Genomic DNA, 8108 nt, shown 5'->3' with positions numbered 1-8108 from the left:
ATCGCATATGGCATGCTGTCCCGGCTCGCATCGTTATCCCTTTCTTGCCGTGTTCCCATGCCCTTGCACCGCCCCGCCATCAACCTGATCCAACACCGATCGCTGCTCCTGCTGATACTCGCGGTTTTGTCTGGATGCGTATCCGCCCCTCAAAAAGCACCAGCTGACTCACACGCTTTGCCACAGTCAGCACCGCAATCCGCCACCGAGCCGGAGCCGCCTGACACACGCGAGGCAGCGTCTGCCAAAACGCTTCCAGTTGATCAGCGCTTCCAGCAGTGGGTCGATCAATTCAGGGTCACGGCCCGGTCTGCCGGCATTGACGAAGACACGCTCCACGCCACACTCGATAACGTGCACCTCAGGCCACGCGCCGTGGAGCAGGACCGTGCCCAACCCGAATTCACGCGCCCGCTGTGGGACTACGTGGAGGCCATCGTGTCGGCGCAGCGCGTTGCCAACGGCCAGCAAAAGCTGGCGCTGTACAAGGCAGAAGCTGATGCGGCCACCACGCGCTACGGCATACCCGGCCCGATCTTGATGGCGGTATGGGGGCTCGAAAGCAATTACGGCAGCAACTATGGCGATGTCTCGGTCTTTGATGCGCTGGCCACGCTAGGCTTCGAAGGCCGCAGAGAAAGCTGGGCACGCAGCGAGTTGCTGGCCGCCTTGAAAATCGTCCAGCGACACGACATTGAAAGCCCGCGCATGGTCGGTTCTTGGGCTGGCGCCATGGGCCAGACCCAGTTCATGCCATCTTCTTACCTGGCGTATGCCGTTGATGCCGATGGCGACGGGCGCCGGGATATCTGGGGCAGCATGGCCGACGTGCTGGCCTCCACGGCCAACTTCCTGGCCCGCGCCGGCTGGCGCGCCGATGAAACCTGGGGCATTGAAGTCCAGTTGCCGGCGGGGTTCGATCCCTCACGCACGGAACCGGCCTTGCGGCAAGCCACCGCCCAATGGGCCGAAGAAGGTGTCCGCACGCTGGACGGCACACCCTTGCCCAACGTGACAGACGCAGCCATTTTGTTGCCGGCAGGTGCGCGCGGCCCGGCCTTCATCGTGGGCCGCAACTACCGAACCATCCTGCGCTACAACAACTCGATGAGTTACGCACTCACGGTGTGCCTGCTGGCGCAACGCATCTCGGGGGGCTCAGCCGTTCAAGCGCCTTGGCCCAGGGATTTGCGCAACCTGACCCGAAGCGAGATGCTGGCCTTGCAGACCGCCCTGAACCAACGCGGCTTCGACAGCGGCAAGCCGGACGGCCAGATGGGCCCCGCCACGCGCTCGGCGCTGCAGCAATTCCAGCGCAGTGCCGGCCTGCCCGCCGACGGCTACCCCACGCCGGCCTTGCTCCAGCTCCTGCAACAAGGCCAGTAAGCCCAGCGACGCGCTGACGGGTTGGCACGCGGACAGCCCGCATCTTTCGTCCAAAACAGTCCGCCCGCGCAGCGGATCCAGTACAGTTCAGCTCCGTTCACGTTTTTGCGGCAACCATGACCGACCACTACGCCGCCCTCGGCCTGGGCAGCGCGGCCACGCTGGCCGACATCAAAAAGGCCTTCCGCCAGAAGGCTTCGCTCTATCACCCGGACCGCAACACGGCTCCGGAAGCACCGGCTCGTTTTCGCGCTGTGCAAGAGGCTTACGATGTGCTGTCGGATCCCGACAAGCGCCAGGCCTACGATGACAACCGCCGACGCAACCTGCTCGACAGCCCCATCGACACGGCGCGCGACATCTGGCTGAACTACTTCAGCGCGCTCCTTTGAGCCACACGCCAGCAACGCCACCTGCCTGCCATCGCTTGACCTGATCAGGCCTCGCCATGGCCACGATTCACTCCTGATTACGCTCCCTCGCGCCCGACCCACGCCATGAATCTCTCCCCCGCTTTCCACGATCTGCGCGCTGCCTACCAGGCGGAAATGGACGACCTCACCTCCGACACGGATGGCCGCGACGTGCTGCGCAAACGGCTGGCCGACAAGCGCAAATCGCTTGATTTCCTGTTGCAGATGACGGAAACGGCACCTGAAATGGTGGCCGTCTTGTTCCACCAAGGCTTTCGCTTCACCCAGCCCGCCGTGATGAACCAGATCGTGAGCCTGGAGATCGACGACATCCCTGAATGGGATGACATTCGCGGCGCCGTTCAGGTTTTGCCAGCCGTTCAATCACTGGTCGAGACCTTCCTGCAGCAAGCCGATGGCCAGCGCTTCATGACGATTGCCGCCGCGCTGGTCTATCTGTACGACAAGCCTGATGGCCGTCCCATGGCCGCGTCTGATGATGCAGATGACGAGGACGCAGACGAACGCGAAGACCGCACCGAGCGCGAAGACCACGACGACGAAAGCCGCGAGTACGTGGACAACGACGATGACGACGACACCCGAGCTCGTGAAGAGGCCGGCGCCGACTGGCTGGCCGAACAAGGCTTCGACCGCAAAGACTGAGCGAGCACCCACACCATGAACGAGATTGCACTCATCCAGCAAACCCAGAGCCTCATCGCTGCGGGCGACATCGTGGGCGCCGAAGCCATCCTGGTCGATCTGGCCGACAAGGAAGGCGACAAGGCACTGATGGTCGTCCTGGAACAACTGCCGCCGAAGGACATCCTCGCCGTCATCCGCGAGTACGACCCGTCCAAGGACTCGGTCATCAACATGCTGATCTCGCCCGAGCAGTTTGCCAAAGCGGTCGTCATCGAAAAGCGCTACAAGGACCTTCAGCACACCCACCTGCGCGGCATGATCAACTCGATCATCTTCCGTGAAGATGCAGACCCGATCGAGTTCCTGGAAGCGCTGGCCGATCTGGAAGGCGGCAGCGAGGCCCTGGCCAACTACTTCGCCGACAAGTGGAGCCGCGTCGAAAGCTTTGCCCGCACGGGCAACTTCGACACGATGGAAGACGACGGCCAGATGATGCCCGAGCAAGCGCTGCTGAACTCGGCGCACGTGCGCCCCGTGCTGCAACACGATGAAGTGGCTGACAACGACTGGATGGAACTGGCCTGGCTGCTGCGCTACCAATGCCCTGACCTCTTCATCGAGATGCTGCTGGTACTGCGCGCCAAGGCCGCACGCGGCGAAGACGCACCAGGCGATGACGAAGAAGACGCCGAAGAGAGCGACGGCAAGGTGGAAACCGGCGACACCGACCGTGGCCGCATCACCCAGGCCGCCATCGACCCGGACGAAGAATCCGCGATCTGATCGGAGCGGCGATCCAACATGAACGAGTCCAGCATGCCCTCAGACGCAGCGCAAGCGACGGCGGCACCCGCCGCCATCTCGCTCTACGACGCCCGGCCCTTTTTCGAAAAGGCCTTGCAATACGGCGTGGCCAACGGTCTCATCAACCAGGCCAAGCTCGATGCCATGTGCGTGGAAGCGCCCAAGGGCATGGTCCAGATCGCCGGCTACTTCGGCAGCGAGTTCCTGCGCCCGGAGCTGGAAAAAGCCAGAGAGCGCATGATCAACCTCGTCAGCCTCTTCCTGGAAGAGTCCTGCCAGGGAGACGTGCACCGTGCTGCCGAATCATTGCGGGACAACTCGCTGCTGTCGCGCTCCAAAGGTGGCTCGGACATGCTCAAGAAGCTGATTGCAATGCCGCAAAGCTCGCACTTCGGCATGAGCGAGCGCAAAGGCTTCACGGACGAGATGATCCCGCACATGGCCAAGTGGAGCCTGCGGCCTCTATCCGACTACCGCGCCGAACTGGCCACGCGCCGGCATGCAACCGACCTGATTGAAGCGGCCACCTGGATGGCCGACCAACTCGACGTGAGTGACGAAGAGCTGGAAGAATTCGGCGCCGAAGCTGAAGCGGTGATCCGCACGGCCTTGCTGATCGAAGCCGTGGGCCGAGACACCCTGCCCGACTGGATTGGCTTCGAAAAGACCATCGGCGTGCTGCGCCGCCAACCCATGCTGGCCAGCGAAGACGCCATCGTCGTGCCCGAAGACCTGCCCGCGCATCTGCACGCCGCTGTTGAGTCCGTGCGCCAATCGGTGCTGGCAGAGATGCCGCGCATCCTGGATGCCAGTGCGTCGCCACGCAAGCTGTTCACGCAGACGACGGCCTTCATGGGGCGCTACTTCTGGATCGAAGACGCCCTGGCCGAGATCGACCATCACGAGCGCAGCGCCTCTAACGAATGGCGCAAGGCCACCTTGGGGCAGACCGATGAAGACGCCCTGCTGACCGTGTTCCTGCACATCGCGGCAGGCAGCGCACCCAAGATCAGCATGACCGAAAGCAGCGCCGCCACCCTGATCCGCAAGATCCGCAAGACTGGGCTGCATCCGGAAAAGGCCAAGGCCTTCATCCAGGCCCACGCGCCCAGCGCCTTGCGCGAAGGTTATGTCGAGCTGTGGCGCCTGTTCCTGCAGGAAGCCCAACCCCTGCTGCTCAGCGACGCCATCACCTCGCACAACGACGCCATGGCTTTGCTGCGACGCGAGTGTGTGGTGGTGGCCAAGCCTGCTGCGACCAGCTGAACAAATCGGCCGACTCAAGCAAATCAGCCAATTCAGCTCATTGCGCGAGCGCCCATTGAACGTGCTCGCGCACCAGCGCTTCCTCAGCTTCAGCGAATGGGGGCGGCTGACGCAGCCAGCCTGACAGCGCCTCACGCATGGCGGTCTTCCTCGCCTCGCCAAGCGTATCAGACCGCAAGGCATTGCCCAAGGCCACCGCGATATTGCGCTGCCAGCTCGCAAACCCGATTCGCCGAATGGGGCTGCCTTCGGTTTGCCGCAGGAACGTCGCCTCGTCCCATTGCCACAGATGCAGCAAGTCGGGATCCTGCATCGCGGGCCGCACATCGAAATCCGGCAGCACGGCACGACGGGCAAACTTGTTCCAGGGGCAGGCAAGCTGGCAATCGTCACAGCCGTAGATGCGGTTGCCCATCAAGGGGCGCAACTCGATGGGAATCGGGCCACGCTGCTCGATCGTGAGGTAGGAGATGCAACGGCGCGCATCCACCAGGCGCTCGCCCACAATCGCCTGCGTCGGGCAAACGTCGATACAGGCTTGGCAAGAACCGCAATGCGCAGGCTCGGGCGCCGTCACAGGCAGCGCCATGTCCACAAACAACTCACCCAGAAAGAAGCTCGACCCCGCCTCACGAGACAACAACAAGGTGTGCTTGCCGCGCCAGCCCAGGCCGCTGCGGCTGGCCAGCTCGACCTCCAGCACAGGCGCCGAATCGGTGAACACGCGGTAGCCGAACGGGCCAACCATCTCGGTCAACTTGTCTGCCAGCTTCTGCAGGCGCGCGCGCAACACCTTGTGATAGTCCCGGCCACGCGCGTACATGGACACGGTAGCGGCATCCGGCCTGCTCAGACGATCCCACTCGATGGTTTGCCAGCCATCAGGCACGGATGCTGGCAGATAATCCATGCGTGCCGTGATGACCCTGACCGTGCCCGGCACCAGCTCCGCAGGCCTCGCGCGCTTGAGCCCATGGCTGGCCATGTAGTGCATTTCCCCGTGGAAACCACGCGCCAGCCAGTCCAACAAAGGGGCTTCAGCACTTGACAAGTCGACATCAGCTACGCCAATCTGAGAAAATCCCAGTTCTGTCGCCCATTGGCGCAAGTTCGCCATGACCTGAGCGAGGTCGGCCGTCCGGCCCGATTCGCCAGAATGAGGTGACTGAAGTACATGACGCATGTGACGATCGTAGCAAGCAAAGCGCAACCGAATGTGGTGCGCGACTTCATCTGGAAAGATGAGGCCGCGTGCGCAGCCATGGCCGAAGAATTGGCCCAGGCACTCCAACCTGGCTTGCTGGCCGGGCATTCTGCCTATATCGAACTGCATGGCACCCTGGGCGCTGGCAAAACCACCTTCACCCGCCACCTGCTGCGCGCACTGGGTGTGCAAGGCCGCATCAAGAGCCCCAGCTACGCCGTGGTCGAGCCCCACGATGTGCCGGGCATGACCATCCACCACTTCGATTTCTATCGCTTCAACGATCCACAGGAATGGGAAGACGCCGGCTTTCGCGACATCTTCGCCGCGCCCGGCCTGAAACTGGCTGAATGGCCCGAAAAAGCCGAAGGCCTGCTGCCCCGGGCGGACTTGCAGATCCACATCCAGCCCCCACCTCAAGTGGATGAGGGCGAATGCCGCACTGTGCGCATCGAAGCGGCCACTCCGGTTGGTCAACATGCCTTGGGTACATTGAGCCATGGATAAGCCGAACCAAGCCCATCGTCGAAGACTGCTCAAGCAGGCGCTGGGTGGCACTTTGATCATGGTGCTGGGCCCCAAAGAGCTGGCCTTTGGCGCGCAGCTTCTGGCCGTGCGCGTGTGGCCGGCAGCCGATTACACACGGGTCACGCTGGAATCCGATGTGCCGCTCAATGCCACCTTCTTTGCCGTGGCCAACCCGACGCGGCTCGTGATCGACATCGAAGGCCTGGAATTGAGCGCCCAGTTGCGCGACATCGTCAGCAAAGTTCGAGCGGACGACCCCTACATCGCTGGCGTGCGTGTCGGGCAGAACCGTCCCAAGGTGGCGCGCCTGGTGCTGGACTTGAAACAAGCCATCAAGCCACAAGTATTTGGGCTCCCGCCTGTGGCGGCCTACCAGCATCGCCTGGTTTTTGACCTCTATCCCACCCACGCACCGGATCCACGCTCTGGGTTGCAGGTGCCAAGCAACGTCCCTTCAGCGCCGACCGCCACACCCAATGCACCGGCTGCCAGCAACAACGCCCAGGCGGCAAGTGCTTCAGCCCTGCCTGCCAGCGGTGGCAGCCCCGGCGCCTTCATCTCTGCACAGCCTGCCCCCGGCACACCAGCACCTGGCGTCGCCCGCTCGGCTTTGCCCAATCCGCAGTCCGATCAAGCGGCCGAGGCCATGAATGACGCGCTCGGCGATTTCATCGGAGGGCTCAAACGTCCGCCAACCGGCGCACAAACAAGCACTCAAACCGGGCAGGACAAAGCCATAGCCAAGGCCCCCGCTTCCCGCCCTGGCGACAAAGCCATCGACAAGGCACCGGAAAAAGGCGCAGACCGCAACGCCGATAAGACCCTTGCAGACAACGACAGCGCCCCCTTGGGCAACGCCAAGGCCGGCGCGCAACGCCTGGTCATCGTGGCGCTGGATGCGGGGCATGGCGGCGAGGACCCCGGCGCCGTCGGCCCCAGCGGTCTGTATGAGAAAGACGTGGTGCTCAAGGTGGCGCACAAACTGCGCGCCCTGATCAATGCACAACCCGGCATGCGCGCCATGCTGACCCGCGAATCCGACTACTTCGTGCCTTTGCACGAGCGCGTGATCAAGGCTCGCCGCGTGCAGGCCGATCTGTTCGTGTCCATCCATGCGGATGCTTTCATGAACCCGCAGGCGCGTGGCGCATCGGTGTTCGCGCTGTCTGAAACCGGCGCATCGAGTGCGGCCGCGCGTTGGATGGCGCAAAAGGAAAACTCGTCCGATCAGGTAGGTGGTGTCAACATCAAGAACAAGGATGCAACCGTGATGCGCACCCTGCTCGACATGTCCACCACCGCGCAGATCAAGGACAGCCTCAAGCTGGGCAACGCCGTGCTGGGCCACCTGGGCAAGATCGGCAAGCTGCATCGCGGCAAGGTTGAGCAGGCGGGCTTTGCCGTGCTCAAAGCACCGGACATCCCCTCCATCCTGGTCGAGACCGGTTTCATCTCGAACCCGGAAGAAGAATCCAAGCTTCAGGACGACGACTACCAGCGCGAACTGGCCGACGCCTTGCTGCAAGGCATCCAGCGCTACTTTGCCAAGAATCCGCCGCTGGCCCGCAACCGCGCGCTGTGATGCGCAGTAACGTGCAGTAAGGCGCCATAGAGCCGCCAAAAGAAAAGCGCCTCCAGGCCAGCAGGCCGAGGCGCTTTACTTTATTCAGGCTGCTGACATCGGAGGCCAGCACCCAGCATCAATGGGTGAGTTTATTGGGCAGAAGCCGTCTTGCGGCCAGCACGCCAAGTGCCAAATATCGCCAGGGCGCCCGGCAGCAAAATCATCGCCCAGATGATCTTGTCCAGATGGGTCTTCACGAACGGGATGTTGCCAAAGTAGTAGCCCGCCAGCGTCA

Annotated in this window: 8 protein-coding genes; 7 read left to right on the top strand and 1 reads right to left on the bottom strand. The window is 62.9% G+C overall.

Annotated elements, in window-relative coordinates; all coding sequences use genetic code 11:
* Positions 1-177 precede the first annotated feature (177 nt).
* The 5 genes from EPO09_RS18855 (at position 178) to EPO09_RS18835 (ending at position 4517) form a co-directional block, all read left to right on the top strand.
* Positions 178-1386 carry a lytic murein transglycosylase gene (locus EPO09_RS18855; RefSeq protein WP_367200093.1) on the top strand — a complete coding sequence of 403 codons (1209 nt, stop codon included), beginning with the start codon at positions 178-180 and terminating at the stop codon, positions 1384-1386.
* A gap of 116 nt (positions 1387-1502) precedes the next feature.
* Positions 1503-1778, top strand: a complete 276-nt coding sequence (locus tag EPO09_RS18850) for a DnaJ domain-containing protein (protein ID WP_290645518.1) — start codon at positions 1503-1505, stop codon at positions 1776-1778.
* A gap of 105 nt (positions 1779-1883) precedes the next feature.
* On the top strand, positions 1884-2465 hold the full coding sequence (locus EPO09_RS18845) for a hypothetical protein (RefSeq protein WP_290645516.1): 582 nt from the start codon (positions 1884-1886) through the stop codon (positions 2463-2465).
* A gap of 15 nt (positions 2466-2480) precedes the next feature.
* Positions 2481-3230 carry a hypothetical protein gene (locus tag EPO09_RS18840; RefSeq protein ID WP_290645514.1) on the top strand — a complete coding sequence of 250 codons (750 nt, stop codon included), beginning with the start codon at positions 2481-2483 and terminating at the stop codon, positions 3228-3230.
* A 33-nt stretch (positions 3231-3263) separates the two neighbouring features.
* Positions 3264-4517: a hypothetical protein gene (locus EPO09_RS18835; RefSeq protein ID WP_290645512.1), complete on the top strand. Its 1254-nt coding sequence runs from the start codon at positions 3264-3266 to the stop codon at positions 4515-4517.
* A 37-nt stretch (positions 4518-4554) separates the two neighbouring features.
* Here EPO09_RS18835 and queG read toward each other — a convergent pair whose 3' ends face one another.
* Positions 4555-5634 carry a tRNA epoxyqueuosine(34) reductase QueG gene (queG, locus tag EPO09_RS18830; protein ID WP_290645524.1) on the bottom strand — a complete coding sequence of 360 codons (1080 nt, stop codon included), beginning with the start codon at positions 5632-5634 and terminating at the stop codon, positions 4555-4557.
* 114 nt (positions 5635-5748) lie between these two features.
* Here queG and tsaE point away from each other — a divergent pair, with 114 nt between their 5' ends.
* Together tsaE and EPO09_RS18820 are read left to right on the top strand one after the other, a co-directional pair.
* Positions 5749-6228, top strand: a complete 480-nt coding sequence (gene tsaE, locus EPO09_RS18825; protein ID WP_290645522.1) for a tRNA (adenosine(37)-N6)-threonylcarbamoyltransferase complex ATPase subunit type 1 TsaE — start codon at positions 5749-5751, stop codon at positions 6226-6228.
* Positions 6221-7831 (top strand): N-acetylmuramoyl-L-alanine amidase, encoded by a 1611-nt coding sequence (locus EPO09_RS18820; RefSeq protein ID WP_290645510.1) that lies wholly within the window; start codon positions 6221-6223, stop codon positions 7829-7831. Before tsaE ends, EPO09_RS18820 begins: the two co-directional genes overlap by 8 nt.
* Positions 7832-8108: the final 277 nt, after the last annotated feature.

The sequence above is a fragment of the Aquabacterium sp. genome (assembly GCF_004297345.1).
Lineage (GTDB): Bacteria > Pseudomonadota > Gammaproteobacteria > Burkholderiales > Burkholderiaceae_C > Aquabacterium.
Note: the sequence above shows the minus strand (reverse complement) of the source record. Positions and strands in the feature narration are given on the sequence as shown.